The 26,039-nt window shown below is 42.0% G+C and carries 27 protein-coding genes; 10 read left to right on the top strand and 17 right to left on the bottom strand.

Features of this window, described 5'->3' with window-relative positions; translation table 11 throughout:
- Positions 1 to 3: 3 nt before the first annotated feature.
- From MTO98_RS03695 to MTO98_RS03675, 5 genes are read right to left on the bottom strand one after another with little or no spacing between them, the layout of a single operon-like run.
- Positions 4 to 981 carry a MoxR family ATPase gene (locus tag MTO98_RS03695; RefSeq protein ID WP_243485282.1) on the bottom strand — a complete coding sequence of 326 codons (978 nt, stop codon included), beginning with the start codon at positions 979 to 981 and terminating at the stop codon, positions 4 to 6.
- A 2-nt stretch (positions 982 to 983) separates the two neighbouring features.
- The gene (locus tag MTO98_RS03690) at positions 984 to 2,165 is read right to left on the bottom strand and encodes a DUF4350 domain-containing protein (protein WP_243485281.1); all 1,182 of its coding nucleotides are present in this window, start codon (positions 2,163 to 2,165) and stop codon (positions 984 to 986) included.
- Positions 2,162 to 2,926, bottom strand: a complete 765-nt coding sequence (locus MTO98_RS03685; RefSeq protein ID WP_243485280.1) for a DUF4129 domain-containing protein — start codon at positions 2,924 to 2,926, stop codon at positions 2,162 to 2,164. The genes MTO98_RS03690 and MTO98_RS03685 overlap by 4 nt, the downstream gene beginning before the upstream one ends.
- A gap of 7 nt (positions 2,927 to 2,933) precedes the next feature.
- Positions 2,934 to 3,806, bottom strand: a complete 873-nt coding sequence (locus tag MTO98_RS03680) for a hypothetical protein (protein WP_243485279.1) — start codon at positions 3,804 to 3,806, stop codon at positions 2,934 to 2,936.
- Complete coding sequence (locus MTO98_RS03675; RefSeq protein WP_243485278.1) at positions 3,807 to 4,769, bottom strand: stage II sporulation protein M; 963 nt, start codon at positions 4,767 to 4,769, stop codon at positions 3,807 to 3,809.
- A gap of 90 nt (positions 4,770 to 4,859) precedes the next feature.
- Here MTO98_RS03675 and MTO98_RS03670 point away from each other — a divergent pair, with 90 nt between their 5' ends.
- Positions 4,860 to 5,594: an RDD family protein gene (locus MTO98_RS03670; protein ID WP_243485277.1), complete on the top strand. Its 735-nt coding sequence runs from the start codon at positions 4,860 to 4,862 to the stop codon at positions 5,592 to 5,594.
- On the opposite strand, the gene MTO98_RS03665 is transcribed toward MTO98_RS03670, so the two are convergent.
- Both MTO98_RS03665 and MTO98_RS03660 read right to left on the bottom strand, forming a co-directional pair.
- A complete protein-coding gene (locus MTO98_RS03665) occupies positions 5,588 to 5,947 on the bottom strand; it encodes a DUF2752 domain-containing protein (RefSeq protein ID WP_243485276.1) in 360 nt (119 codons plus the stop codon). The two genes, MTO98_RS03670 and MTO98_RS03665, sit on opposite strands and share 7 nt — an antisense overlap.
- Entirely contained in the window at positions 5,947 to 6,423 is a 477-nt protein-coding gene (locus tag MTO98_RS03660; protein WP_243485275.1) for a DUF5684 domain-containing protein, read from the bottom strand. The genes MTO98_RS03665 and MTO98_RS03660 overlap by 1 nt, the downstream gene beginning before the upstream one ends.
- Positions 6,424 to 6,565: 142 nt before the next feature.
- On the opposite strand from MTO98_RS03660, the gene MTO98_RS03655 reads away from it, so the two are divergent.
- The gene (locus MTO98_RS03655) at positions 6,566 to 7,993 is read left to right on the top strand and encodes an L-serine ammonia-lyase (RefSeq protein WP_243485274.1); all 1,428 of its coding nucleotides are present in this window, start codon (positions 6,566 to 6,568) and stop codon (positions 7,991 to 7,993) included.
- A 3-nt stretch (positions 7,994 to 7,996) separates the two neighbouring features.
- Here the strand turns inward: MTO98_RS03655 and MTO98_RS03650 are convergent, their stop codons facing one another.
- The 5 genes from MTO98_RS03650 to MTO98_RS03630 form a co-directional block, all read right to left on the bottom strand.
- Positions 7,997 to 8,458, bottom strand: a complete 462-nt coding sequence (locus tag MTO98_RS03650; RefSeq protein WP_243485273.1) for an RES family NAD+ phosphorylase — start codon at positions 8,456 to 8,458, stop codon at positions 7,997 to 7,999.
- Positions 8,455 to 8,862 carry an antitoxin Xre/MbcA/ParS toxin-binding domain-containing protein gene (locus MTO98_RS03645; RefSeq protein WP_243485272.1) on the bottom strand — a complete coding sequence of 136 codons (408 nt, stop codon included), beginning with the start codon at positions 8,860 to 8,862 and terminating at the stop codon, positions 8,455 to 8,457. The genes MTO98_RS03650 and MTO98_RS03645 overlap by 4 nt, the downstream gene beginning before the upstream one ends.
- 67 nt (positions 8,863 to 8,929) lie before the next feature.
- Positions 8,930 to 9,649 carry an SGNH/GDSL hydrolase family protein gene (locus tag MTO98_RS03640; RefSeq protein WP_243485271.1) on the bottom strand — a complete coding sequence of 240 codons (720 nt, stop codon included), beginning with the start codon at positions 9,647 to 9,649 and terminating at the stop codon, positions 8,930 to 8,932.
- Positions 9,649 to 10,404: a lipoyl(octanoyl) transferase LipB gene (lipB, locus tag MTO98_RS03635; protein WP_243485270.1), complete on the bottom strand. Its 756-nt coding sequence runs from the start codon at positions 10,402 to 10,404 to the stop codon at positions 9,649 to 9,651. Before lipB ends, MTO98_RS03640 begins: the two co-directional genes overlap by 1 nt.
- Positions 10,401 to 11,045: a 4'-phosphopantetheinyl transferase superfamily protein gene (locus MTO98_RS03630; protein ID WP_243485269.1), complete on the bottom strand. Its 645-nt coding sequence runs from the start codon at positions 11,043 to 11,045 to the stop codon at positions 10,401 to 10,403. Before MTO98_RS03630 ends, lipB begins: the two co-directional genes overlap by 4 nt.
- Positions 11,046 to 11,256: 211 nt before the next feature.
- Between MTO98_RS03630 and dcd the strand changes: the two genes are divergently transcribed.
- Both dcd and MTO98_RS03620 read left to right on the top strand, forming a co-directional pair.
- Positions 11,257 to 11,793: a dCTP deaminase gene (dcd, locus tag MTO98_RS03625; protein ID WP_243485268.1), complete on the top strand. Its 537-nt coding sequence runs from the start codon at positions 11,257 to 11,259 to the stop codon at positions 11,791 to 11,793.
- Between the two features lie 204 nt (positions 11,794 to 11,997).
- Positions 11,998 to 14,715 (top strand): carboxypeptidase-like regulatory domain-containing protein, encoded by a 2,718-nt coding sequence (locus MTO98_RS03620; protein ID WP_243485267.1) that lies wholly within the window; start codon positions 11,998 to 12,000, stop codon positions 14,713 to 14,715.
- Between the two features lie 94 nt (positions 14,716 to 14,809).
- Here the strand turns inward: MTO98_RS03620 and MTO98_RS03615 are convergent, their stop codons facing one another.
- The gene (locus MTO98_RS03615) at positions 14,810 to 15,673 is read right to left on the bottom strand and encodes a hypothetical protein (RefSeq protein ID WP_243485266.1); all 864 of its coding nucleotides are present in this window, start codon (positions 15,671 to 15,673) and stop codon (positions 14,810 to 14,812) included.
- Positions 15,674 to 15,772: 99 nt separating this feature from the next.
- Between MTO98_RS03615 and MTO98_RS03610 the strand changes: the two genes are divergently transcribed.
- Together MTO98_RS03610 and MTO98_RS03605 are read left to right on the top strand one after the other, a co-directional pair.
- A complete protein-coding gene (locus MTO98_RS03610) occupies positions 15,773 to 16,054 on the top strand; it encodes an ATP-dependent Clp protease adaptor ClpS (RefSeq protein WP_112568816.1) in 282 nt (93 codons plus the stop codon).
- 18 nt (positions 16,055 to 16,072) lie between these two features.
- Positions 16,073 to 16,621: a histidine phosphatase family protein gene (locus MTO98_RS03605; RefSeq protein ID WP_243485265.1), complete on the top strand. Its 549-nt coding sequence runs from the start codon at positions 16,073 to 16,075 to the stop codon at positions 16,619 to 16,621.
- Positions 16,622 to 16,842: 221 nt separating this feature from the next.
- Here the strand turns inward: MTO98_RS03605 and MTO98_RS03600 are convergent, their stop codons facing one another.
- Together MTO98_RS03600 and MTO98_RS03595 are read right to left on the bottom strand one after the other, a co-directional pair.
- Entirely contained in the window at positions 16,843 to 17,913 is a 1,071-nt protein-coding gene (locus MTO98_RS03600; protein WP_243485264.1) for a branched-chain amino acid aminotransferase, read from the bottom strand.
- Between the two features lie 129 nt (positions 17,914 to 18,042).
- Entirely contained in the window at positions 18,043 to 18,996 is a 954-nt protein-coding gene (locus MTO98_RS03595) for a tryptophan 2,3-dioxygenase family protein (protein WP_243485263.1), read from the bottom strand.
- Positions 18,997 to 19,078: 82 nt separating this feature from the next.
- Here MTO98_RS03595 and MTO98_RS03590 point away from each other — a divergent pair, with 82 nt between their 5' ends.
- Positions 19,079 to 19,558 carry a universal stress protein gene (locus MTO98_RS03590; protein WP_243485262.1) on the top strand — a complete coding sequence of 160 codons (480 nt, stop codon included), beginning with the start codon at positions 19,079 to 19,081 and terminating at the stop codon, positions 19,556 to 19,558.
- Here MTO98_RS03590 and MTO98_RS03585 read toward each other — a convergent pair.
- The gene (locus MTO98_RS03585) at positions 19,555 to 20,844 is read right to left on the bottom strand and encodes an HAD-IB family phosphatase (RefSeq protein WP_243485261.1); all 1,290 of its coding nucleotides are present in this window, start codon (positions 20,842 to 20,844) and stop codon (positions 19,555 to 19,557) included. The two genes, MTO98_RS03590 and MTO98_RS03585, sit on opposite strands and share 4 nt — an antisense overlap.
- 281 nt (positions 20,845 to 21,125) lie before the next feature.
- Positions 21,126 to 22,094, bottom strand: coding sequence for an NAD-dependent epimerase/dehydratase family protein (locus MTO98_RS03580; protein WP_243485260.1), 969 nt, complete (start codon positions 22,092 to 22,094; stop codon positions 21,126 to 21,128).
- A 190-nt stretch (positions 22,095 to 22,284) separates the two neighbouring features.
- Here MTO98_RS03580 and MTO98_RS03575 point away from each other — a divergent pair, with 190 nt between their 5' ends.
- From MTO98_RS03575 to MTO98_RS03565, 3 genes are all read left to right on the top strand, one after another.
- Positions 22,285 to 23,466: a formimidoylglutamase gene (locus MTO98_RS03575; RefSeq protein WP_243485259.1), complete on the top strand. Its 1,182-nt coding sequence runs from the start codon at positions 22,285 to 22,287 to the stop codon at positions 23,464 to 23,466.
- Between the two features lie 58 nt (positions 23,467 to 23,524).
- Complete coding sequence (locus MTO98_RS03570; RefSeq protein ID WP_243485258.1) at positions 23,525 to 24,712, top strand: TlpA disulfide reductase family protein; 1,188 nt, start codon at positions 23,525 to 23,527, stop codon at positions 24,710 to 24,712.
- Positions 24,713 to 24,814: 102 nt separating this feature from the next.
- On the top strand, positions 24,815 to 25,942 hold the full coding sequence (locus MTO98_RS03565; RefSeq protein ID WP_243485257.1) for a TlpA disulfide reductase family protein: 1,128 nt from the start codon (positions 24,815 to 24,817) through the stop codon (positions 25,940 to 25,942).
- Positions 25,943 to 26,039: the final 97 nt, after the last annotated feature.

Below are 26,039 nucleotides of genomic sequence, written 5' to 3'. Positions count from 1 at the left end.
TTACTATCGTGGCACTTCAATTTTTTGTATTATCTGGGTTATTACCTCATCGGGCGTTACACCTTCCATCTCCTTATCGGGCGTTAACATAATGCGGTGGCGCAATACAGGCGCAGCAACGTAAATAATATCATCGGGCGTTACAAAATCACGGCCCCTTGTAGCTGCAAGCGCCTTGGCACCATTTACAATAGCCAGCGACGCCCGTGGTGAACCACCCAGCTGCAGTGATTTGCTGTTGCGTGTTTCGTGGATGATCTTCGCTGTAAACTCCAATATTTTATCTTCAACATGTAAAGCCCTCACCTGCCGGCGTAAATCATTAATATCGGCCGCTGCCAGCAATGGTTTGATCAGACTAAGCTGATCGGTAGTTTTTTGCTGATGCTGGCGACTCAGGATAGTTATTTCTTCTTCAAGCGTTGGATATTTTACTTCTATCTTAAACAAAAACCTGTCAAGCTGCGCTTCTGGCAAACGGTAGGTACCTTCCTGCTCAACCGGGTTCTGCGTTGCAAAAACGGTGAAAGGCTCTTCCATCTTATAGCGGTGCCCGTCGATGGTAAGCTGCCGCTCTTCCATTACCTCAAACAAGGCCGACTGGGTTTTTGCCGGTGCACGGTTGATCTCATCTATCAGGATAATATTACCGAATATCGGTCCCTGCTTAAATTCAAATTCGGTTGTTTTTGGATTGAAAACCGATGTACCCAAAATATCCGACGGCATTAGATCTGGCGTGAACTGGATGCGTGAATACCGGGCATCTATAGTTTTAGCAATAAGCTTTGCTGTAAGTGTTTTAGCCACGCCCGGTACGCCCTCAATAAGGATATGCCCATCGGCCAGGATCCCTGCAATAAGCAGATCGATTGAATCATGCTGACCTACTATGATGGTTGCCAGTGTAGCTTTTATTTGCTCAACGGCGGTGTTTAGCTTACTGAGATCGGTGCGTTGTTCAAAAAATTCGTTTTCCATATTTACCTGGATTGGATATAAAATTGTTCAATAAGTTGGTTGAGCCTGATAAGCTCTTGATCGGTTACAATGTCATGGGTGCTGATAAAAATAAAAGCGCCGGATAGTCCACGGGCAATATCTTCAGTTACGCCGGTACGGTTAACCAGTTCTTCTACAAACTCAGGACCGGGGCGGTTAGCTTTTAGCCTGTAAGTTTCACGGGCAAAGGCCCAGAAGTATTGTATTTTTTTCCTCGCAATGTTGATATTGTCCCTTCGCTCATAGTACACCTGCCCTACTACGTTAACAAAGTCAACGGTTGAGTTTTCAAGCGGTTTAATAACGGGAATAATTCGTTGACGCCGTTTTACTTCATACAGTACAAATATCAGCAGGCTAAACAAGGCAAGGTAGTAAGCAGCCTTTAACTGCGCATTGCCCAGAAAAACCCTCATTGGCGAGTCATCCTCGCCGGTGCCCTGGGTATAATATTCGTCCCAAACTATTTCAGGTGTTTTCTTTACCATAGACAGTGCTGTGGAGGCCCATTCCGCTCCCTGCGGTTTCAGCAGACTGTAATTGGTAAACATGCCCGGGTTTGGCGTTAAATACAGGTTACCTTTTCCAATAGGGTATTTCAGTAAGTTGGCTTTGTGATCATCGGTTTCGCCTATAACTACAGCCCTGGCCGTATCAAATTTTGCAAAATATCCGGCAGTAACACCTTTATCAACAAAGTAATTCACTTCGGGCGACAGGGCCGGGTTTACAAAGTGTATCAATGTATGATCGTTACCATTAACCATAAATTTATTAGTGATACTTATTTTGAGTTCCTTTTCAAAATCGGCCCCTAAAAATCCCGCAGCTATAAAAACATCATTGCCGGCAGTGATATAATTTTTAAGCTGTTTAAAATCGGGTTTGGTAATATTAAGGCTGGCAGCTATGATAATGTATGATGACCCTTTGATGGAATCTTCGGTAATAACGTTGTAGATGGCCTGGCGTTTAGGTTTGACCACAGCACCAGGAAAGATATCCCGGACGCGTTCATAAAGTACTTGCGTACCGTATGGAATTTTGTCGGTATTGCTAAACGTGGGTGTCCAGTTAACCTCTTTGGGTTTGTTCATGTTTGCTATTACATAAACGGCAAACAACGTTGTGGCTATTATAAAATAGATCTTGAGGTCTTTCATAACAGCTGTTTTTTAAAGTTTTGAAACAACTGGTTAATATTACCGAAAGCGGCGCCGTCAATGTTAAACCCACCATACCATACATATTCAAACTGCCGGGTTAGCGATACAAATGACTGCCTTACAGATGGATTATTTAACTCATATACGTATGCAGAATTGGTTTTTTCTGGCTGCCATTGAATAAGGCCGTTGTCGTTCAGCTGTTTCAAACTCCGCAAGTATAGCAGGCGAACGGCTAAACGGTAATTATGATTTGAAATTGCTTTTTCAATCTCTTCGTCAAAATTGATCTCATGGATATTCTCCGCAGATTCGGTGTAGGCCAGCGGAGTTTTACGCGACTTACCAAGCAACAAGTTGCCCATATCCATACCGAGCAGCTTCATAACAAAAAAGATCAACGCACCTATGGCAAGTATTAAAAAGAAGTATTTCAAGAAAACTCCGAGACCGGGATTTACGCTTAAGCTGCCAAATAAATTACGCCAAAACCAGTTCCAAAACCTATCCCAAAATGAAAGCTCATTTCCTATGCTTTTGTCGTTGTACTGATAATCGCTATCGCTCCGGTATTTGTCAAGTGCGTTTTCATTAAACCGGCGTACAGTAACCTTTGAGCTATCCATATGTACAACGGCAGGTTTCTTTTTAGAAACACTATCTGTTTTTACAGCAACAGCCTTTCCGCCTACTTTAGCCGCCGCCGGATCAAGGGCAAAGCACAATAGCATTAATATGATTAGTATCGGTTTAGGCATGGCTTAATCAGTATTGTTCGGCAGGCAGATCGTCGGCCTTATCAGTATGTGTGCCAAATGCTTCTATACGTTCTAAGATGCCGGTTCCGTCTTTTCTTTCCTCAAGGCTAAAGTAGCATAGTGCTATGGCTATGGTTGGGATAGCATAAGTAAGCATCAGGATATTTTGCAGCATACTAAAAAATATCATGACCGGCCACGAAACATATTTCATTGAAACAAACAAGCGTAATGAAGCAACAAGCGTTAGTGGTATAGTGGCGATAGAGCTGCATACGCTTACAATGAGCGAGCAAACAAACATGATCCCAAAAACTGTCCACCAATAATCTTTTATCAGCTTAAAGCATTTATTAAATGAGTAATTGAAATTGGCATTTTCCATAACCATTATGGGGAGCACCAGGTAAAAAACGGTTACCAGGTAAATGCCGGGTATAATACAAAAAACGAAACCCAGGCAGGCCAAGAGCAACAATAAAAAGGCCGATCCTAATGAACGAAAAAAGTAATGCTTAAAATAATTCCAAACATCTTGCGGGGTTGGCTTTTCTCCTTTTTTTTCCAGGTAAACAGCTACAAAGCAAAGTGTAGTCAAATAAATAAAGAACTGGCTCAATATGGTTACCAGCCCATTTGTAATAATGCCCAAGCCCACTTTAAGGCCGCTATTGTAATCGGCAGATGAGGTTGAAGCAGCACTATCATAAATTGAAATTTGCGAAAATGCTGTAGTAACCGTTCCAACCAGTACAAAAAAGCCGCAGATAACAAACAATGATGAAAAAAGCGGTTTAAAATTCTGTTTCAGAAAAGTGAAGGTGTCATTTATTATCTCGCCAAAATCACGGATCCGCCTCAGTTCAATAATATATTTCATTTAATGATCGGTATTAGTATAGTTTAGGTTTTTATTCAATTTTGCCGGATATAGTATTACATACCATATCATAAACAGTAATGATGCGGCTAATATAATAATACTTAACCAAACCGGCATTTCGGTATGGCGTGTTACAAAGCTTTCAAAAAAAGCCGCCAATAATATGATGGGGATAAGGCCCACAGTAATTTTTAATCCTTCAAGAGCGCCTTTTTTTAATGATTGCAAACGTGTATATGTTTTGGGAAACAGCAAACTGTTACCCAGCACCAGCCCGGCACCACCGGCTACAATAAACGATGACATCTCAAGCGTACCATGGATCCAGATCACCAATATAGACTGGATGCCAAGCCCTTTGCTAAAAAAATAATACTGGAACGAGCCAAGCATCACGCCGTTCATCAAACTGGCATATAACGAGCCCACCGAAAAAAACAAGCCCATTACAAAAAAGCGCAGTTCAACATATACGTTATTAATAGCTATCTGCAAAAACATCAGCCCCGAAGAACTGCTTTTATACACCCCGAAAGGATCGCCCTTTGCTATGTTGTCATTAGTCATATTCACATAATCATCGCCAAGGATAAGCCTTACAAAATGATTATCATATTTGGCCGAAAGTACCCCCATACAGGTAAAAACAGCAAAAAATATAAGTGAATATAATAGCTGCCTCCGGTGCTGAAAAAACAGCAAAGGCAACTCATACCGCCAGAAAGTGGCAAACCGGTTGCTATTTTCCTTTTGGTTTTTGTAAATATCCTGGTGAAAGGTTGATGCAAGCCCGTTCAGGTATTTGGTTGTGTTTGATTGAGGGAAGAATGTTTTAGCGTAAGCCAGATCATCAGTGATGGCAATAAATGCAGCTGCAAGCTCATCCGGATCGGTTGGCTTATTGATTTCATAGGCCTTCCATTTTTCGGTGTTTTGTTTAATAAACAGCGCTTCACGCATTTTAAAAGGAGGGTTAGATTTTTTGTTAAAATACTCACAAATCTTTAATATGCAATCATAATTTACACTAACAAATATATCTTTGTTAAGATGCAAACCATAACCGTACACACAACACAAAATATTGATATAGACTATGAGATTGCCGGCCTCGGCGAGCGCATAGTTGCCCGAATAATTGACTATGCAATTTTCATAGCATTTTATTTCATCTTTATTTTTCTGATCGTCGGTAAAATGCCCGAAACAGCGCTGATCATATGTGGAATTATAATGGCAGTGATATTTGTATTTTATGACCTGGCCTGCGAAACCCTGCTGAATGGTCAAAGCGTTGGCAAACGCATTATGAAAATACGCGTAATTAGCCTTAATGGCAGTCGCCCGCGTTTTGGACAGTACCTGTTAAGATGGTTAATGCGGATGGTTGATTTCGGCATTACCCTTAATCTTGGCGCATTGCTTTGCGCATTGGTAACAGAAAATGGTCAACGTATAGGTGATGTTGTGGCCGGAACAGCTATGGTAAAAACACATCCGCGTACCAAAATTGACAGCTTAACATTCAGGCCATCAGATGATGATTACGAACCTGCCTTTAAAGAGGTAGTTGAATTAAACGACAACGATGTAAGGCTGATAGCCGATGTGATACATAATTACATGAAAACATATAATGCTGTAGTAGTTTACAATATGGCACTAAAATTAAAAGAGCATTTAAAAATATCCGCATTACCGCCAGACATGAACGACCTGCAGTTTTTACAGGCCATTGTTAAAGATTACAGCCATGTAAGCGCCATGTCTGAGCCGTATCAATAAGCCGCATGCCCATATAGGTGCCACATCTTTAAAAAATAGCTGATAAGCACAAAGCTGCCGTTGATCATGAATACTGTTTTCTTTATAACGGCCTTTTCATTATCAAGTTTAAAAAGCCTATCGGCTATGCCATATAAAAAAAACAGGATTAGTGGAATAGCTGGAGGATAGAGTATAAAACTTTTTTGAAAGTCACCCTGGATCAGGGCCATAACTGAGCGCTGGAAACCGCAACCAGGACAATCAATACCAGTAAGATATTTAAAAGGACAGGGTAATAAATGCCCCTGCAGCCAGTGGATAAAACCAAACTGGCTGCAGAATGCAGATATCATTTTATTGCTTAACCACATTAATAGTTTTGTGATGGTGGGTTATTTTGATTATTGAAGGGATCGCGATAATCATTTGGGTTAAATGGCTTAGCACCTTGCGCTTCTTTGGCTGATGGGCCTAAATAGGTCGCGCTTCCGAATCCAAGGACCGGATAAAAAATAAACGGGAGGATAATCAAACCAATTGTAAAACCTTCACTTTTGCCAAAGCTTTTGCTTAACAGGTTAATCATCCAAATACCAAAAATTATATTGGCACAAGGGATCAAAAGCATGATAATCCACCATATTGGTTTTCCGATTATCTCAAGTAGCACAATGATGTTGTAAATTGGAATGATTGACGCCCAACCAGGTTTGCCTGCTTTGGTGTACACTTTCCAACTACCAATCACCACAATAACCCAGATAATAAGGCACGGGATGAAAAATGCACCAAAAATAGCCCCAGCCATGCCCGCAGACATGTCGGAAGATGAAGTGTAAGAATCCATAGTTTTGTTTAGTGTTTAAGTTTTATGGTTTTTTGTTTGTTTAAGTTCACTGCAAAATATAAATTTTTTAAATAGAATCTAAGGAGAACAACGGATTTATTACAAAGCATGCAATCGTAATAAATCCTTAATTTTGGCCCTGATGCAAAGAGAACAGATTTCGGTTTTTGATATGTTTAAGATAGGCATAGGCCCGTCAAGCTCACATACGCTTGGCCCGTGGCGTGCCGCGCAACAATTTGTACAGTCGCTTGAGCAATTGGGGGTCTTACCTCTTGTGCAGCAAGTTAAGATATTATTATACGGTTCATTAGCCAAAACGGGGGTTGGGCACGGCACCGATATAGCCATACTGCTTGGCCTGAGCGGAGATGACCCTGTTACTTTTGAGGTTGATCAGGTAACGCCCAAAATTGCGCACATCAAAAGTTCGCACCAGTTGATATTAGGTGGTGTGCTACCGGTAAGTTTTTATGCCGAAGAAGATTTAATGTTTCTGTTTAATGAAAGTTTGCCTTACCATCCAAATGCCGTAACCTTCCAGGCGTTTTTAAATACCGGTAAAGCTATATCAGAAACCTACTACTCTATAGGCGGTGGATTTGTGGTTAAAGAAGGCGATTCGGGCCAATCGAAAGCCGAAGTAGACCTGCCATTCCCTATCGATACAGCCTCCGACCTGCTGCACTGGTGCATCAAAACGGGCCTCCGAATCTCGGAAGTTGTTGCCGAAAACGAGCTGGCCTGGCGCAGTGAGCAGGAAACCCGCGCAGGTGCGTTAAATATTTTCAAAGCGTTAAAGGAGTGTATTTACAGGGGCTGCCATACAACCGGTCAATTACCCGGCGGGTTAAATGTGGCAAGGCGCGCAGCTAAATTAAACGCTAAGCTTATCGGCAATAATAAATACAGTAATTACGACGAATGGATTGTTGCCATCAGGAATACGGGCGATAGCTTTAAAAACACTTTAGATTGGGTAAGTTGTTTTGCGTTAGCTGTTAATGAAGAAAACGCTTCGTTTGGCCGTGTAGTTACCGCGCCAACCAATGGAGCAGCGGGTGTCATCCCGGCCGTGTTACAATATTACATTGCTTTTTGCGAGGGTAATACCGAGCAAAAGATCATCAACTTTTTATTTACCGCAAGCGAGATTGGAAGTATCTTTAAAAAAGGTGCTACCATATCGGCAGCGATGGGCGGCTGCCAGGCTGAAATTGGTGTATCATCAGCCATGGCTGCAGCAGCTTTAACAGAATGTATGGGCGGCACACAGCGCCAGGTACTCATGGCCGCCGAAATAGCCATGGAACATCACCTCGGCCTTACCTGCGATCCTATTGGCGGGTTGGTACAGGTACCCTGCATTGAGCGTAATACCATGGGAGCTATTAAAGCAATAACAGCATCACAGCTTGCACTGCAAAGCAACCCGGAAAAAGCCAAAGTAAGCCTTGATGCAGTGGTAAAAACCATGTGGCAAACCGCATTGGATATGAATTCAAAATATAAGGAAACAAGCGACGGCGGGTTAGCGATCAATATCCCAATCAGTTTGCCGGAGTGTTAATTGTTACTTTTTAAACAATCTTGAATCAAATTCAAAAAAATCGGCAGTTATAATTTTTACTGATTTAAAATCGGGATGCAAAGGATTTAACAGATAATTGAAATCGCCGGCAACAGTTGCCGATGGTACTTGCAGGGCCAAATATTTACTGGCTTTTACAAAGCTGTCCCCTATTTGTTGTGTTGCTTTTATCAGCGGGTTACTGTTCCATTTTTCGGGGAGTTGATCAACTTCCAGCTTAAAAATCGCTGAATCGTTGGGCAGCTCAATCGTTGCCATAAAATAATCAGAAGGGATAAACCCAAGCGGTGTATGTACGGCAACTTCAAGTACAGCCAATGCACGTGATGAAGAAGTGTAAACTACAGCGGTTCCTTTACTGTTCCATCGGCCGCCGTTTAGTTCGGCACCTCTGCCGCTTAAGTCTTTAATGTAAGCTTGTTTACTTAAGCGATAAACGATCATGCAAGTATACCGTGTTCAATCCGCCCAAGTTCATCGCGGATCATATTGATACCAAAAGCTGTATCCAAAAGCTCTTTAGGCTTTACTCCACCCAGGGGAATACTTTTATAATCCATCCAGGCATAAAATTTATTTTCGTCACCAAAAACTTCGATACCCTTCTTATAAAGCAACTCAATCATTACTATCTTTTCAGAATAGATGGGATCAAAAGTTTTATTTTCCTTCTTATAACGTTGAATAGTCCGCTCGGAAAGATGAAGGTATGAAGCCCAGTCGTCTATATTAAAATGAATATGATTTGATAATTTAGTAAGATAAGGAAATGAAATCCCTTCCCTTACCATAAAGGTTAAATTAACGTCATCGTCATCAAGAAATTTATAGGGCTTTGGATTGCTCATAGCATCATTTGTAAATTGACTATAAATTTACGACAATTGTCATCAAAAAACAAATCGCATTTTCAATTTATTTCTTAGCAAAAACAGCGCCTACATCTGCTTTCAATTTATCAACCCACATTCCATACATTTTACCTGACGGATGCAAACCATCACTTGCCAGTAATGTAAGGTCATTTGCCGCCAATTTGGAGATGACCGTAATTTCAACATAATTAACTTTAGCGCTGGCACTTATTTTACGGTTAATATCATTAAACTGATCTATCTCAGGCCCTATTACAGCATCATTACCATGAGCAAAAGGAGTAACGCCATAATCAGGTATCGACAATACAAACACATGCTCAGGGATGCCGCCTGCAAATTTGATGGCTGTATTTAAAACCTGTTCAAACTTAATACGGTAATTTTCCTGGCTCAGTCCCCCGTATTGATCATTAACACCTATCAACAGGGTCACCATATCATAAGTATTGTTTTTGATATCACTTTTATCAATAGCCTCAATCAGCTGATCGGTTGTCCAGCCGGTGCGGGCGATGATGGTTGGCGCATTTATTTTAAAACCACTTAACTGGTTAGCCAGTTGGTTGGGGAATGCCTGCTCCGGAGGTACAGACTGGCCAATGGTATATGAATCGCCGAGGGCGAGGTATGTTAAGGTATCCTGTATCACTGTAACTGGTTTTGGCGGAGGGTTATAACTTACCGGTGCCGGTGTGTTTTTGCCGGCACAGGCCGATAGCGCAACTGCTGTTAGTAAACTTAAAAATACTCCCTTCATTATAATATCTCCATACCAAAAAGTACGGAAATATGGTGTTTAAGGATTTTTTTAACTTCATTAATATCAACCTGCCGGCCAAGCTCCTGCTGCATGGAAGTAACAGCTTTATCATCAATACCACAGGGCACTATGTTTTTAAAATAACTAAGGTCGGTATTTACGTTAAGCGCCAGCCCGTGCATGGTTACCCAGCGGCTGCAACGTACGCCCATAGCGCATATTTTACGGGCTTTTTCATTATCGGCATCAAACCAAACACCGGTATAACCTTCATAACGGCCGGCTTTCAGCCCAAAATCAGCCAGGGTAAGGATCACCGCCTCTTCCAGTGTACGCAGGTACAGGTGTATATCGGTAAAAAAATTATCCAGGTCGAGGATTGGGTATGATACGATCTGCCCTGGCCCATGATAAGTAATATCCCCGCCCCTGTTTATAGGATAATAAACAGCCTCCTTTTCTTTAAGGCCTTCCTCATCCAATAATAAGTGTTCGGGTTTACCGCTTTTACCAAGGGTGTATACGTGCGGATGTTCGCAAAATACCAGGTAGTTAAAAGTTTCGTCGGCTTCAATGGTATCGTAAGCAATGGTGGTCCCGGCGCTTTTCGCTGCCGCTTCATAAGCCGTTTCACGGTTGCGGTTTTCTATTTTGGTTTTAACCGTTTCGCTGAAAATAGTTTCCTGCTTATCCCAGGCTTGCTGGTAATCGATCAGGCCCCAATCCTGAAAAAATACTTTTTTGTTTTTCATTGTTCGCCCTTTACGTAGCCTATCATATAGTCTTCATACTGCATATAGCCTACAGTGTAATCAGTAATATTATTTTTTTTATGCAATTGTGCATCCACTACGCCGTGGTGCTCAAATTGAAAAGGTTCCAAAAAAATATTATCCGCAAATGAAACCTCCTTTTGCCCATTACATTTGTAAACAGCTTCTTTGGCACACCAGCAAACGTATAACTGCTCGATCTTTTGCGGGCCGTTTATAAATGCTAATTCTTCTTTACGCATAAATTTGTTGGCAATCCGCTCAACCTTTTGCTTAATCTGTTCAATATCTATCCCAACCTTATGCGTTTTGCTGATCATTACGGCCGCGTAATCAAATGAATGGCTTAAAGAGATATGGTAAGGCAGGTTTACCAGGTAAGGTTTACCATGTTCATCAACTTTGCAGTCAATATACTCATCGGTATGGAGCATTTTGCGTAGCAGCACCCGTGTACCCAACCAATGCAAATGGCGTTTGCCATTGCTCAGGCTTTCTACAAAATCCTTTTCCTGCTGATCAAGTTGTAACTGGCTATACAGGTCTGTAGCCTCCTCTTCAATACGCCAGAGTGCAAACTCGGTATCATCATCTATACGCTGCCTGTATGCTATTGCCATAAGAGTAAAATTGCAAAATAGGTTGCAAACATATGTCAAAAAAAATTAAATTGTATAAGCGTATTTACATATTCATAATCAGCTGAATTATATTAGGTTTAGTAACTGTTTCCGCGTTAACTGAACGTATTTTACAGAGCGATATTGTTCATAAAAGCAGGCCGCAATTGGGCTAATTTTCATAATTTAGCGCCAGCAACAACCTGCCCGTATGATACTATCTGACAAGCGCATCCTCGAAGAAATTGAACAAGGCCATATAATTATTGAACCTTTTAACCGCGAATATCTGGGTACCAACTCGTACGATGTGCATTTGGGCAAATACCTGGCTACTTACCGCAACCGTGTTCTTGATGCTAAGGTCCATAATGAGATTGATGGCTTTGAAATTCCGAAAGATGGCTTTGTGCTGCAACCCAATACACTATACCTGGGCGTAACTATGGAATATACCGAAACCCATCGCCATGTACCGTTTTTAGAAGGCAAGTCAAGCACCGGGCGTTTAGGCATTGATATTCATGCAACGGCAGGTAAAGGGGATGTTGGTTTTTGCAATACCTGGACCCTTGAAATTTCATGTGCCCAGCCGGTACGTATTTATCCCGGCATGCCTATTGGCCAGCTTATTTATTTTGTGGTTGAAGGGGATATTGAAACATTATACAACAGTAAGGCAAACGCTAAATACAACAACCCAACTACACGTCCGGTTGAGAGTATGATGTGGAAAAATAAATGGTAGTTTTTAAGGACTAAGTTCTAAGTCGAAAGTCTTAAGTATTACGTTTTAATTGTAGAAAATCGAACTTCAACTCCAGACTTAGTACCTGAGACTTTCGACTTCAGACTTAAAACTCACGACTTCAGACTTAGAACTTAGTAATACACTTGTTATAAAAGCGTAAATACTTTTTTACGTACCTTGGTAGTTCAAGATTTTCTTTCTATGAACTTCAAACGCCTATCGGTTGGGATCTTTATCACCTTTATTATTGGTGCTATTTTAGCTTTTGTAAAACCCGATGATGAACTGGTAACAAAAATCATTGCGCAACTTGATAAATGGCGTACCGACCATCCGCAGGAAAAAGTTTATCTTCATTTTGATAAACCCTCTTATGCCATTGGCGAGGATATCTGGTTTAAAGCATATGTCACTATCGGTAGTGAACATAAACTTTCGGCTTACAGCGAAACGCTTAATGTTGACCTTATTGACGATAACGACTCGGTAAAACGCAGTCTAAAACTCCCTTTAACAGCCGGCCTGGCCGCAGGTGATTTTGCACTGGCCGATAGCATGGCCGAAGGAAACTACCGGATCCGTGCTTATACCAACTGGATGCGTAACGAAGGAGAGGCTTATTTCTTCGATAAAACTATTACCGTGGTAAATGGAATCAGTAACAAAGTATTCACCAAAACAGCCTATACTTACAGTACATTAAATGGCAAGCAAAAAGTAACTGCCATTATTACCTATACCGATCTCAATGGCGTGGCTTACGTTAACAAACCCGTAAGCTATGAAGTTGAGCTAAACGGAAAATCTGTATCAAGAGGAAAAGGCGTTACAGATGATAAAGGTAACCTTACGGCCACTTTTATTAACGGCCTGCAGGCTTCCATCACCACAGGGCATATTAATACCGAGGTTAAGCTTGATGACAAACATACTGTTGCTAAGGCCGTACCTATAAAAACAATATCAAGCAAGGTAGATGTTCAGTTTTTCCCCGAAAGCGGTAATTTAATTAATGGCGTTTTTGAAAAAGTAGCCTTTAAAGCTGTTGGTGCTGATGGGCTGGGGGCCGACATAAAGGGATTTATCACCGATGATCAAAATAACCAGATCACTCAATTAGGCGAAAGTCATTTTGGCATGGGTATCGTAGCCTTTGAACCCGAAAGCGGTAAAACCTACAAGGCACATATTAGTTATGCCGATGGCTCTGAAGGCATTTTTGACTTACCCAAAGCAGTTGATAATGGTTTTTTATTAAGCGTTAACAGCATGCGTGATGATAAGGTATTTGTATCAATTATCCCCGGCAAAAATACTGGTAACGGCGCTGCTTCATTATCGGGTTTAACACTCATAGCACAATCAGGCGGCGAACTTTGCTATGCAGGTAAAAGCAAGGACGGGGCAACGTCTTTTTCGGCCGCCATACCTAAAAATAAATTCCCGTCGGGCATAGTACAGTTTACCCTTTTTTCGGCAACTGGCGAGCCTTTGAACGAGCGCCTCATTTTTGTTCAAAATCCGGACCAGCTTAAGCTTGCTGTAACAACAGAAAAACAAAGCTATAAACCGCGCGAAAAAGTAACCATCAACCTCAATGCTAAAAACAGCGAAGATAAACCTATTGTGGGCAGCTTTTCGGCATCGGTTATTGATGAGTCAAAAGTTACTACCAACGAGATAAATGAAAGTTCGATATTCTCAACATTGCTGCTTACTTCAGACCTTAAAGGATATATCGAAAAGCCCAACTATTATTTTACAAATATCAATACCGAAACCAAAGCCAATCTTGATGTATTGATGCTTACCCAGGGATATCATCGTTTTGAATGGAAACAACTGCTGGCTGATAAATTCACACCGATAGTTTTCAAGCCAGAAAAAACATTAGAAGTAACCGGGCACCTCAAAACATTTGGCGGCAAACCGGTAGCTAATGGCAGGGTTACCCTGTTTTCAACATCGGGTGGAACTTTTATTATTGATACTGTTGCAGATGCTGAAGGTAAGTTCACTTTTAAAGACCTTGTGTTTAGGGACAGCGTCAAATTTGTGATCCAGGCCCGTACAGCCAAAGACCGTAAAAATCTCGACATTACGCTGGACAATGTAACCCCACAGCCCGTAGGTCCTAATAAAAATGCACCCGATATACAGGTTAACATCAACGATGGTGCATCGGCCTATCTTTTAAATAGTAAAAAACTATATGATGAGCAGGTAAAGTACGGCATAGGCAATCATACCATTGTATTGAAAGAAGTAGTGATCCGCGAGAAACGGGACAACCCTTTTAAAAATTCAGCTAACCTAAACGGAGCGGGCAATGCAGATCAAACACTTACCAGTAAAGACTTGATGTATGGAGGCGGCTTGCTTTCACAGGTATTGCAGGGCCGGCTTAATTTTGTAACGTTCAGGAATGGGGTCCCCTATTCAAACCGCAGTCCAAGAACCCCCATGCAAATCATTCTGGACGGCACTTATGTTGACTCTGATTTTCTGGACAACCTTACTCCGAGTGATGTAGCTACTGTTGAGGTATTAAGAACCATAGGCAACACAGCAATTTATGGGTCAAGAGGCTCAGGTGGCGTTTTAGTGATCACTACCAAACGCGGAGGAGAAACAGTTTATAACAAATATGCGCCGGGCATTGTCACTTATGCGCCTAAAGGGTATTATAAAGCGCGGGAGTTTTATTCGCCTAAATATGATGATCCTAAAACTAATACCCAAATGCAGGACCTTCGAAGCACCATTTACTGGGCACCCGGCTTGTTAACAGATAAGGATGGCAATACATCAATGAGCTTTTTTAATGCCGATGCTAAAGGCGTATACCGTGTAATTATTGAAGGCATTGATGTTGATGGCAATTTGGGCAGGCAGGTTTACAGGTATAAGGTAGAATAAGGCGCGGAAAGCCGTAAGCGCGAAATTATAAAGTCCGAAAGATTTAAGCATTAATGTTATTTAAATCTTTCGGACTTTATAGTTTGAAACAAACTTATTTGCTGCTCAAATAATATTTCTCCCAAAAATCAACTGATTTTGACATTTCGCCCGAACCACCAGCGGCACCGCGTCCTGCACCGCCGCCCATGCCTCCACGACCGCCGCCTCTTCCGCCCCGGCCACCGCCCATACCACCACCTCTTCCACCGCGGCCGCCACCGCCTCCAAAGCCTCCGCCCTCCTGGCCCCCCTCTGCACCACCGCCGGTTGGACGCTGAAAGCCATTGATCTTAAAGTTAAAGGACCATTCGCTCCTAAAGGTGTCATTACCTGCATGAAAAAAACTTAACGGTATCGCGGCTTCATAAACCAGATCGCCATTGGCATCATAATTTATAGCTGTTTTAACGCCGTATGTATTTGATGTAGTGATCATCTCATCTTCAATGTCCTTAAACCCAACAACCTTAATATATCGCAGCTTGGTTATACGCTCGCGCATCAGCTCATCACGATCTGCCTGGGTGATTTCGCCATTATCATCTTTTGGCTTTGCAAAATCCGGCTTATCGCCCGGGGCCGCCAACGGAAAGGTTAACATAAAACTATCTTTCTTTTTTCCTTTAGGATCAATGCTTAGTGTAATGCCAGCGTTCAGTACTTTGATTTTATCAAGCCTGTCACTAACCCGGATAGCAGCATACAGATAATCTTTATCGTTGGCCAATGCATAGTTCAGCCGCTTTTCTTCGTTATAGTAACGCAGGCTATCGCCCCACTCTTTCAGGTCGCCATCAACAGTAATATTAACAGGCGGCCCTTGAAGGATATTTTTTGCGTTTTGAGCGGATGAATGATTAGCTGCCAAAAATTGTGCAGCTAATGTTAAAACAAAAGCCTGGAATGCTTTTTTCATGTGAAATTTTTTAGGGGTTATGTGTAACATGATTTTTAAGACCATGGAACACGATTTTAACACTTTTATTATTGTTTTTGAGTAAATTTGTAGTTACGTATGCCAACCGAAGTACAGGAAGAAACATTTACCCTCGAAGAGTTACTTGCAGGACTTAAAGAGACACATCGTTTAATACTCTGGAACGATGATTTTAACACTTTTGACCACGTGATCCATTGCATGATGAAATACCTGGATTACTCTGAGCCACAAGCCGAAAAGATAGCATGGAAAGTACACAACGAAGGCAAATGCGCCGTACTTGAAGGCTCCTTTACCGAAATGGAGATCTACCGCAAGATCCTTCAGCAGGAAGGTTTAACAGTTTCCGTAGAATAAACACCAATAACAACCGGCATGATAAAAAAATTGCTTTTACTTTTTTTAATAGCCGGCTGGGCAAGCCTAACCGCCTGCGGACAGGGAAAAAACCTGAAACTGATATTTATTCGTCATGCCGAAAAGCCTGATGCGGGCGACAACCTTTCATGCGCCGGTTTTAACCGTTCGCTCAAACTACCCGAGGTTTTAAAGGCCAAATTTGGCCTGCCCGATTACATTTATGTACCGGCCTTGAATTTGGGCAAATCCACCCCGCGCTCAAGAATGTTTCAAACTGTGTCTCCATTAGCGGTAAAATATAACCTGACTATCAACAGTAAATTTCAGGAAGAGGATGCCGGAAGTGTAGCCAATGAATTATCCTCCAAAAAAGGAACAATTCTTATCGTTTGGGAGCACAGCCAGATAAAACCCATACTAAAAGCCCTCGGCCTTAAAGTTAAAGACCTGCAATGGCCGGATAATGATTTCGACAGCATCTGGATAGTAACCTTTAAAAAAGGCAAACCATCATTAGCAATGGATAAAGAAGGAATTACACCTGCGGCTGGGTGTAGTTTTTAAGATATAAACCTTTTAAACAAATCATGTCATTGCGAGCGATAGCGTGGCAATCTCGTAGCTATGCTTAACGGCTTTGCATATTCGATATGCATAGCTACGAGATTGCCACGTCGCGCCAGATGCTTTTACCCATACAGCTCCTCGCAATGACATGGAGACATATAAAATGCAAAACGCCCCGGAAAATCCGGGGCGTTTTGCATTTTATATGAAGCAGAAAATTATTCGCTAACCAAATAGTTCCAACCACGAGTATCTGGTGTTAAGCCATATTTAATAGCGTCAAGTGTATCAAATACCTTGTTCGAAAACTCACGCGTTTTCGGATCGCTCAGGAAATATTCTTCACCTTCATAGCTGATTGAAGCTACAGGAGCAATAGTAGCGGCAGTACCGGCACCAAAAGCATCGGTCAACTTACCATTTTTAGCACCTTCAACAATCTCGGCTACCGAAATTTTACGTTCTTCAACCGGAATACCCCACTCTTTAGCTAAAGCAATAACCGTATCACGGGTTACGCCGTCTAATATGGTATCTTTTGCTTCGGCGGTGATCAGTTTACCATCTAACAGGAACATAGCATTAGCTGCGCCCATTTCTTCAATAAACTTATGTTCTTTAGCATCAGTCCAGATCAGCTGATCAAAACCTTCTTCGGTTGCTTTGCGGGCAGGCAGCATAGAGCTTCCGTAGTTACCGGCAGCTTTAGCGTAGCCCATACCACCTTCGGCAGCGCGGGTATAATGTGTTTCAATTTTAACACGTAATGGTTTTGAAAAGTACGGACCAACCGGGCCAACCAATACCATATATTTATAAGTAGAAGACGGTGTTACACCCAGGTAAGGATCCGTAGCGAACATAAACGGACGGATATACAAAGCATGGTTTGGCTTTGAAGGTACCCAATCGCGGTCAAGGTCAACCACTGTAGCTATACTTTGCAGGAAGATCTCTTCGGGCAAGGTTGGCATACAAAGGCGTTCGGCCGATTTGTTGAAACGGATCGCATTTTTATCCGGACGGAAAACGGTAATTTTTCCATCAGCATGTTTATAGGCTTTCAGGCCTTCAAAAAACGCTTGTCCGTAATGAAGTGCTGAAATAGCTGGGCTGAGACCAATTTCGCCGTAGGGAATGACCGAGAGATTTTTCCATTCACCGTCTGCGTAATCGGCCACAAACATGTGGTCAGAAAAAGTTTTTCCAAAAGGTAAGTTGTCGAAGTCCGTTTGCTGCAAACGGGAAGCAGTTGTCCTGCTGATCTTGATGTCCAATGTCTCGGTCATGGCATTATAAATTAATAAATAATAGAAAATGGCAAGTTAGGCATTTTTATATCCTATGCCAAAAAAACACAAGCTTAAATGGTGATTATCACACATTAAAATATCATTTTGACAATACAATTGCGAACCTTAAACACCGCTCAGCACGTCATCAACCCAGGCTTTGCCCCAGTTATCCTTTTCATCCTCTGTCCACACCCATGGATAAAAGATCCTTTTTTGAAAACGCGGGGGCAGGTATTTTTGCCAGTTGGTACCGCCCGTTGCTTTAATATCTTCAGGTTCGCGGTTAAGGTAGCGCACTGCCGATTTATAGTGTGAAAGTGGCCAGTTAACGTTTACGTTAATATCCAGTTGGCGCAACTCGTTACGCAGCTCCTTTGTAAGTTGCGAAGCTGATTCAAACTGTTTGGCCAATGTATTAAAGTTATGCGTAGCAGCAGCCTTGCCCAGTTCTATAAACGTTTTTGAATATTTTTTTTCGAACTGTTTAAGCGTTAACGTTTTTTTGCCGGTAGATAGCTCAGTTGCACCAAACTTCCAGTACAGGTATTCAAACTGTTCTTCAATGGTATCATGCTGCAATTCGTCGCGTTTATCTTTAGCAACCAGGTTTATAAAATCAGTAGCATAGATCTCAATCATACGATACTGGCCTGATTGAAAACCACTTGCCGGCAATAAAGACATCCTGAATTTCAGGAACTGTTCTTTCTCCATCCCATCAACCATAATTTCAAACGAGTGTGTCAAAGCACCAAAATACCGGTTGATGCGTTTTAAGCGTGCGGTAAAAAATTCAGGGGTCAGCGGGCTCGCTTCGGCAATTTGCTTACACTCATGCAGGGCAAGCTTAAAATAAAGTTCGGTGATTTGGTGATAAATGATAAAGATCTCCTCGTCAGGAAAAGGCGTTTTAGGATTTTGTAAACTCAGCAAGGTATCCAGGTGGATATAATCCCAATAGGTTAAAAAATCGGCATAAAGTAAACCATCAAGGTATGAATTCATATCCTGGCCCATGGCTTCGTACTTTTCCTGCAGGCGGTTTAATCGGTCTTCAATTTCGGGAGAGAAATGCATGTTTCAAAGGTAATAAAATAGTATGCTGCTAAAACATATCCGTATTAGGTTGTTATATGGATACAAACCTTACAATATTATTATGAAGATCAGGAAGATACTCATCGGCATTGACGAAAGCGAATTTTCACGTTATGCAGCGTCCTACGCTTTTGATATAGCGCATACCTATAGCGCCGAAGTTGGTTTGGTGCATATAGTTGAGCCTGTTGTAATGCCAGTTGATACACAGGACGGCCTGCTTGGTACCCCTTTTGAACCTAATTTGAACCTGCCGGGAACGGAATTGGAAACATTACAAACCGAGCGGTCTGCCACATTACTCAACCAAACCGCAAAAGAATGGGGCGAAGGGCTGCAAATAGCTCACTTTACACATTATGGCTCAACCGCCGATGGCATTATAGAGTGCAGCAAAGAGTTTGATGCCGACCTTATAGTTTTAGGTACGCACCGCCGCACAGGTATCGATAAGTTTTTTTTAGGTAACGTTGCCGAACAGGTGATCAACAAATCATTAATCCCTGTATTGGTTGTACCTTATATCGAAGCGAAACATTAGTATAAAAGCCTGAATTTGATGGTATGTTCAATGGCTTTTAACTCATTCAGTACCTCGGTATCATAACCTGTATTAACATCGGTAATTACATAGCCTATTTGCGGGTTAGTAACCAGGAACTCGCCCACGATATTGATATTGTGGCGGGCAAATACATCGTTGATCTTAGCCAGGATCCCCGGTACGTTTTTATGGATGTGAATTAAACGGTGTGCATTATTAACCCGTGGCGGCTGCAAATCCGGAAAATTACAGCTGGTATGTGTTTTACCTTCGTTCATGAAAGCCATTACCCTTTTAGGCAGAAAGTCGTTGCTGTGCGGGTTATGCCTCGGATCGTCAAATATGATGATCCCGTTTTCAACAGCGGCATCGGCCAGCTTGCGGTTACATTTGCCAAAAACGCCTATTACTTTTAGCCTGCCAGCGTTTTGAACCTGCTCGGCACTTGGTTGATTCTCTTCATCGCAAAACAACACACCGGCTTCTTCAAGATATTTTTCCTCAACACTTTCGCGGTGACGCATGTTGTAGCCTTCTTTTTTAAGCTGATCTAAAGCATCTTCATCAACATTACCCACAACCAAACATTTAATGCGGTTTTTAGGATAAGAGATAGCTCGCGGCAGTTTATTCAAGTAAAGGAACTCGTCAAAACTTGGGGTGATATGGTCGGCTTTTTCTGCTACCGATTTACGTTCGATATTTTCCGTAAAGGCGAAGAACTTTTTGATCATGCCCGATTCCTTCAACTGGAAATCAGAATAACCATCACCAATACCATAAATATCGCCCGGTAATTGAAGTTCTTTCAACAGCTTCACTTTACCGCCTTCCTGCGAAAGCGGGTTTTCGCGATCATAGCCTATGATATTGCCTTCCTCGTCAAACACAAAAGTATTGGCGTAGATGTTTTCTTTTTTAATGTGGTATTCGGTTACTACCGGGGTAATAAACTCTTTGAAACCACCTGACACGATCAAAACCTCGTCCTGGTGATTTTTAAAGAAGATGGTATTACGTGAAAAAGAGGTAGAAACTTTCTTTTTAAGATGGCTGATCAGTTGCTTTAAATGATCGCGGTTGGCATTGAGCAGTTTCACCCTGCGCTCTAAACTTTCGGTAAACGATAGTTTACCTTCCATTGAGGCATTGGTCAAATCTTCTATCTGCTTGTAAATATCTTCGCGGTCGGGACGATTTTTGAGCGATATACGGGCCAGTTCATCAAGGGCCTCAACCTGTGTAAAGGTGCTGTCGAAATCAATAATAAAGTACTGTTCCATCTTGCGTGCAAAGGTGCAAAAAAATTTGCTGAGGAAGTATAGGGAGTTTGTAGTTTAAATTAAACTATCGCGCTACCCTTATTAAAAATGGAGAAATCGCTTTAATATTAGGAGACACCTACGGAGTCTGACTTGATTTTGTAATTTCAACTATAAACACGATACTCCTACGGAGCGTCAAATATTATTTTCAAAACTCCGTAGGAGTATCGTGTTTATAGAAAAAACCATCCAAAGTGCCGGCTCCGTAGGTGCCTCCTGTTAACCGTTAATATTCAACACTATTTTAACGCCTCACAAATTTCGGTGATCGTTTTGCTTACCGGCTTAAACTCAAACCCTATCGCCTTTTTTATTTTTGAATTATCAAACTCGCGGGTTAGAGAGGCTGCCTGTGCAGATGTTTTATCGATAGCCGGATCGCCGCCTGTAACGGCTGCCACAACGGCTGCTCCACGCCAGGCCAGTTCCATCATCCATGGTTTAGCAAAAATATCAGGAGGCTTAATACCAAAGCCATTCGCTATGTCGGTAACCATGCCTTTATAGTCACGGTTTTCAGCACTGATGATATAACGCTCGGCTGTTTTATCGCTGTTCATTAAACCTACCATACATTTGGCAACATCTTCTACATCAACAAAACCTATGGTGCCGGAGGTATAAAATTTAAGTCCTTTGCGTACTGTATTGAATAAAGCGCCGCTGCCTTCGGTACCTGCGCTTGCACCTATGATGAGCGATGGGTTAACAATAACAGCATTCAAACCCTCGGCAATGCCACGCCAAACTTCCATCTCACTCTCTAATTTAGATATAGCATATCCATCATTTTCTGTTGATTGCTCCAGGTGATGATTTTCTGTGATTAGCTCGCCGGGCTTTGCACTGCCGATGGCCGCAATTGAGCTTACATGCACCAGCTTTATTCCCCGTTCGTTGCAAAGGTTAACCAGGTTGGCAGTGCCGGTAACATTGGTGCTGATCATCGGCTTTTTATCAGCCTGCTTTAATGATACCCAGGCGGCGCAGTGATAAACCTGCGTAATACCATCAAGCGCATCGGCCAGTGCGAAAATATCCATCATATCGGCATCAACCCACTCGATATTTTGCTGGTAAGGCAATAATAACCTGGGGATAACTGAACTTGCCCTTTTGGTACAACGGATCCATTGGCCGGTAGTGGTTACCAAAAGTTTTGCCAGTTCGGCCCCGAGAAAACCAGTTGCGCCTGTTATTAAGATCATGTGCAGATTTCAAATTTCAGATGTGCAAATGTGCAGATTATTTTTGATGCGCACATCTTCGGTATGAACTGCTTTATAAGGCAATAAAATGTAATCTAAAATACCTTAAAATCATTTGCACATCTGCACATTTGAAATCCGCACATTTATAATCACATTTGCACATCTGAAATCTGCACATTAAACAATTATGTCATTAGCTGATTTTTTTACGCCGATCGATCTTAAAAAGATAGCACCTAAAAAAGGCTATTACACCAGCCAGCTTGGCGATAAAATTGTGCATTACTCTGTGGATTTCCCTGATCTGGAAGAGAAAACGGACATCGCTATTATTGGTGTTATGGATGATCGTAATGCAGTTGGCAACTCCGGCTGCTCACTGGGTCCCGATTATATCCGCGAAAAACTATACCAGTTAAATGAAGGCGGCTATTCTGTAAAAATTGCCGATCTTGGCAATATCCGTGCCGGCGAAAAGGTAACTGATACCTACTTCGCAGTAAAAACCGTAGTGAGCGAGCTGATCAAAAAAGATATTATTCCCGTTATTTTAGGCGGGGGACAGGATATTACCTATGCTCAGTATCTGGGCTATGAGGAACTTGAACAAAAGGTTGACCTGGTGGTGATCGACTCGCATTTTGATTTGGATGAAGATAATCACGGTGGCAGTATCGAAACCACATCGGGCTCTTATCTCAACAAAATATTCCTGCATGACCCTAACTACCTGTTTAATTTCAGCAATCTCGGCTATCAAACCTATTTTGTAAGCCAGGACAGTTTACGGGTGATGGACAAACTTTATTTTGACGTTCACCGCCTGGGCGAACTAAGCGGCAACGTTGCAGTTACCGAACCAGCCATCCGCAATGCCAGTATGGTAAGTTTTGATATTGGTGCCATTCGGTCTGCCGATGCCATGGGAAATGCCAATGCCACGCCAAATGGCTTTTATGGCGAAGAAGCCTGCCAGCTTTGCCGTTATGCAGGTTTCAACGATAAGCTCACTTCTATTGGCTTTTACGAATTTAATCCGGCCTATGATAGTAATGGGCAAACAGCCTGGCAGCTGGCGCAAATGATCTGGTATTTTATTGATGGTTTTTATAACCGCAAGCGTGATTTTCCGCTCAATCCAAAATCGCAATACCTGATCTACAAAACCAGTTTAACCCATGAAGACCAGGAAGTGGTATTTGTAAAAAGCAAAAAGTCCGACCGTTGGTGGATGCAGGTACCCTACCCTTCGGCAGGCTCACCTAACGAGCGTTTTCACTTGGTGCCCTGCAGTTACGCTGATTATAAAACAGCAACATCGGGCGAATTACCCGATCTTTGGTGGCGTACTTATCAAAAATTAAATTGATATTCACAATTTTAACCCATGCTCAAACGTTAGCAGCGTAGAGTTTTTATATATTTTAATGAAGAAATTATTTTTTTATATAGCCGCCATGCTGCCGGTAACGGCGCTTGCCCAGGCTACAGATACTTTTGTTATTAACGGCAAATTGGGCAATGTCACCACGCCGGCCAAAGTATATTTATCATATCAGTTAGGCGCTAACAATGTTACCGATTCGGCCAATGTGGTTAATGGCGCATTTTCATTTACAGGTACTATCATTAACCCGGTTAATGCCACAATAGCTGTAAATTATAAAGGTTTACCGCTGGAAAAATTTATCGACGGCAATTACAAATACGCTGAAAACGGAGGCCTGATCTCTAAAACTGCCGATGATCTGGATTTTTTCCTGGAAAAAGGTACTATCACCATTACCAGTAAAGATTCTATCGATAAAGCACAGATCACAGGTTCACAGCTTAATATTGATAATGTAAAACTTCAGGCCCAGTTAAAAGCCATCAACCAAAAAGGCGAAAAACTGATGGCGGAGGCCAAAGCAGCTACACCTGAACAGCAAAAATCGGCAGCTTTCAGAAGTGCCATGCAGGCAAGGTATAAAGCATTGCAAACAGAACAGAAAACAACCTTGAAAAGCTTTATTTCAGCCAACCCCGATAGCTATTTAAGTCTGCTTGCTTTAACTTCGGTAAGCGGTCCGGCCCCCGATGTTAGCGAAGTTGAGCCATTATATAATTCGCTATCTCAAAATATCAGAGATACCGAGGCCGGTAAAATGATGAAGGCACAGCTTGCGGCCTTGAAAGTAACTGCCATTGGTTCTGAAGCACCGGATTTTATCCAAAACGATGTTAACGGTAACCCGGTGAAACTGTCATCATTCAGGGGAAAATATGTATTGCTTGATTTTTGGGCATCATGGTGCGGCCCTTGTCGCCAGGAAAACCCTAACGTAGCACGTAACTATGCAAGGTTTAAGAACAAGAACTTTACTGTAGTTGGGGTTTCGTTAGACAGGCCCGACGGAAAATCGGCCTGGTTAGCTGCCATTAAAAGTGACGGACTTGACTGGACACAACTATCCGATCTCAAATTCTGGAACAACCAGGCAGCCGCCTTGTACTCGGTAACATCCATCCCTCAAAACTACCTGATCGATCCACAGGGAAAGATCATAGCAAAAAATTTACGTGGAGAGGATCTCGATGCCAAACTGGAACAATTGTTTGGAAAATATAACTGATTCAATGTTATAGCCTGTTAGCGGCTATATTCAAAACTATGTCAAATTAGCTACGGAGTTAGCCGGTTATTTTATAGCCGGCTAATTTTATTATATTGCGTTATGAACTTGACCTCAATTAAAAAAATAGCATTAACAGCAATAGCAAGCGTTCCGGCTTTGGCTTTTGCACAGGAGTCCCAATATACCGTTCAGGGTAAAATTGGTAATTACGACGCACCCGCAAAGGTATATGTACAATATCGTAAAGACGGTAAAACCATCGTTGACTCCACAGTGTTGAATGGCGGCAACTTTAAATTTACCGGTAAAACAGGTGCAACGCCTTTAAGTGGATACATTTTATTCAATCCAAAAGGAACCGGCCTGCATAGTTCAGAAGATTACCGTTCCCTTTACCTGGAGCCTGGTACCATCACCGTAACCGCAACTGACAAAATTGCTGACGCAAAAATTGAAGGCACCAAAACCAATAACGATAACGAAAAATATAATTTGGCCGAAAAGCCTATCAACGATGCTTATGAAGCACTTTCGGCAAAACGTAAAACCGCTACGCCTGAGCAGCTGGCCGAACTGAACGCCGAAGAAAAAAAGATCGACGATCAGGATGCACTGGTAAATAAAAAATTCATCCAGGAAAACCCTGATTCATATGTGAGCCTTAACGCATTGGAATCATACGCTTACAGTGCCGACTACGTGGATATTGCACCATTATTCAACAATTTCAGTGCAGCTATTAAAGCAACCGAAGCAGGTAAAAAATTTGCCGAACGCCTGCCCAAAATAAAAGCCGTGGCTTTAGGCGCAACAGCCCCTGAATTTGCCGAAGCTGATACAGCCGGTAAAATGATCAGTCTTTCATCGTTCCGTGGCAAATATGTATTGATAGATTTTTGGGCGTCATGGTGCGGCCCTTGCCGCCGCGAAAACCCTAATGTGGTAAAGGCTTACAATACCTACAAAGGCAAAAACTTCACTATTCTTGGCGTATCTCTTGACAGGCCAAATGCTAAAGATAAATGGCTGGCAGCTATCCACAAAGATGGCCTTACCTGGAACCATGTATCTGACTTAAAATTCTGGGACAGTAAAGCTGCTGATCTGTACGCAGTACGCGGCATACCTCAAAACTTTTTGTTAGATCCTAACGGAAAGATCATAGGTAAAAATCTGAGAGGCGAAGACCTGGAGAATAAGCTTGCCCAGATCTTTGGAAAGATCTAATCATAAAATTTAGTCATTAAACAAAACGCCTTAACAAAAACAATTTGTTAAGGCGTTTTGTTTAACCCGGGTTTCCTCATTTCTATAAGAAAATATT

It is taken from the genome of Mucilaginibacter sp. SMC90, from assembly GCF_022811725.1.
GTDB lineage: Bacteria > Bacteroidota > Bacteroidia > Sphingobacteriales > Sphingobacteriaceae > Mucilaginibacter.
This window is presented reverse-complemented; position numbering and strand designations above follow the sequence as displayed.

Coding starts and splice junctions, on each gene's coding strand:
- MTO98_RS03695 (WP_243485282.1), bottom strand. CDS start 981: ATGGAAAACGAATTTTTTGAACAACGCACCGATCTCAGTAAGCTAAAC.
- MTO98_RS03690 (WP_243485281.1), bottom strand. CDS start 2,165: ATGAAAGACCTCAAGATCTATTTTATAATAGCCACAACGTTGTTTGCC.
- MTO98_RS03685 (WP_243485280.1), bottom strand. CDS start 2,926: ATGCCTAAACCGATACTAATCATATTAATGCTATTGTGCTTTGCCCTT.
- MTO98_RS03680 (WP_243485279.1), bottom strand. CDS start 3,806: ATGAAATATATTATTGAACTGAGGCGGATCCGTGATTTTGGCGAGATA.
- MTO98_RS03675 (WP_243485278.1), bottom strand. CDS start 4,769: ATGCGTGAAGCGCTGTTTATTAAACAAAACACCGAAAAATGGAAGGCC.
- MTO98_RS03670 (WP_243485277.1), top strand. CDS start 4,860: ATGCAAACCATAACCGTACACACAACACAAAATATTGATATAGACTAT.
- MTO98_RS03665 (WP_243485276.1), bottom strand. CDS start 5,947: ATGTGGTTAAGCAATAAAATGATATCTGCATTCTGCAGCCAGTTTGGT.
- MTO98_RS03660 (WP_243485275.1), bottom strand. CDS start 6,423: ATGGATTCTTACACTTCATCTTCCGACATGTCTGCGGGCATGGCTGGG.
- MTO98_RS03655 (WP_243485274.1), top strand. CDS start 6,566: ATGCAAAGAGAACAGATTTCGGTTTTTGATATGTTTAAGATAGGCATA.
- MTO98_RS03650 (WP_243485273.1), bottom strand. CDS start 8,458: ATGATCGTTTATCGCTTAAGTAAACAAGCTTACATTAAAGACTTAAGC.
- MTO98_RS03645 (WP_243485272.1), bottom strand. CDS start 8,862: ATGAGCAATCCAAAGCCCTATAAATTTCTTGATGACGATGACGTTAAT.
- MTO98_RS03640 (WP_243485271.1), bottom strand. CDS start 9,649: ATGAAGGGAGTATTTTTAAGTTTACTAACAGCAGTTGCGCTATCGGCC.
- lipB (WP_243485270.1), bottom strand. CDS start 10,404: ATGAAAAACAAAAAAGTATTTTTTCAGGATTGGGGCCTGATCGATTAC.
- MTO98_RS03630 (WP_243485269.1), bottom strand. CDS start 11,045: ATGGCAATAGCATACAGGCAGCGTATAGATGATGATACCGAGTTTGCA.
- dcd (WP_243485268.1), top strand. CDS start 11,257: ATGATACTATCTGACAAGCGCATCCTCGAAGAAATTGAACAAGGCCAT.
- MTO98_RS03620 (WP_243485267.1), top strand. CDS start 11,998: ATGAACTTCAAACGCCTATCGGTTGGGATCTTTATCACCTTTATTATT.
- MTO98_RS03615 (WP_243485266.1), bottom strand. CDS start 15,673: ATGAAAAAAGCATTCCAGGCTTTTGTTTTAACATTAGCTGCACAATTT.
- MTO98_RS03610 (WP_112568816.1), top strand. CDS start 15,773: ATGCCAACCGAAGTACAGGAAGAAACATTTACCCTCGAAGAGTTACTT.
- MTO98_RS03605 (WP_243485265.1), top strand. CDS start 16,073: ATGATAAAAAAATTGCTTTTACTTTTTTTAATAGCCGGCTGGGCAAGC.
- MTO98_RS03600 (WP_243485264.1), bottom strand. CDS start 17,913: ATGACCGAGACATTGGACATCAAGATCAGCAGGACAACTGCTTCCCGT.
- MTO98_RS03595 (WP_243485263.1), bottom strand. CDS start 18,996: ATGCATTTCTCTCCCGAAATTGAAGACCGATTAAACCGCCTGCAGGAA.
- MTO98_RS03590 (WP_243485262.1), top strand. CDS start 19,079: ATGAAGATCAGGAAGATACTCATCGGCATTGACGAAAGCGAATTTTCA.
- MTO98_RS03585 (WP_243485261.1), bottom strand. CDS start 20,844: ATGGAACAGTACTTTATTATTGATTTCGACAGCACCTTTACACAGGTT.
- MTO98_RS03580 (WP_243485260.1), bottom strand. CDS start 22,094: ATGATCTTAATAACAGGCGCAACTGGTTTTCTCGGGGCCGAACTGGCA.
- MTO98_RS03575 (WP_243485259.1), top strand. CDS start 22,285: ATGTCATTAGCTGATTTTTTTACGCCGATCGATCTTAAAAAGATAGCA.
- MTO98_RS03570 (WP_243485258.1), top strand. CDS start 23,525: ATGAAGAAATTATTTTTTTATATAGCCGCCATGCTGCCGGTAACGGCG.
- MTO98_RS03565 (WP_243485257.1), top strand. CDS start 24,815: ATGAACTTGACCTCAATTAAAAAAATAGCATTAACAGCAATAGCAAGC.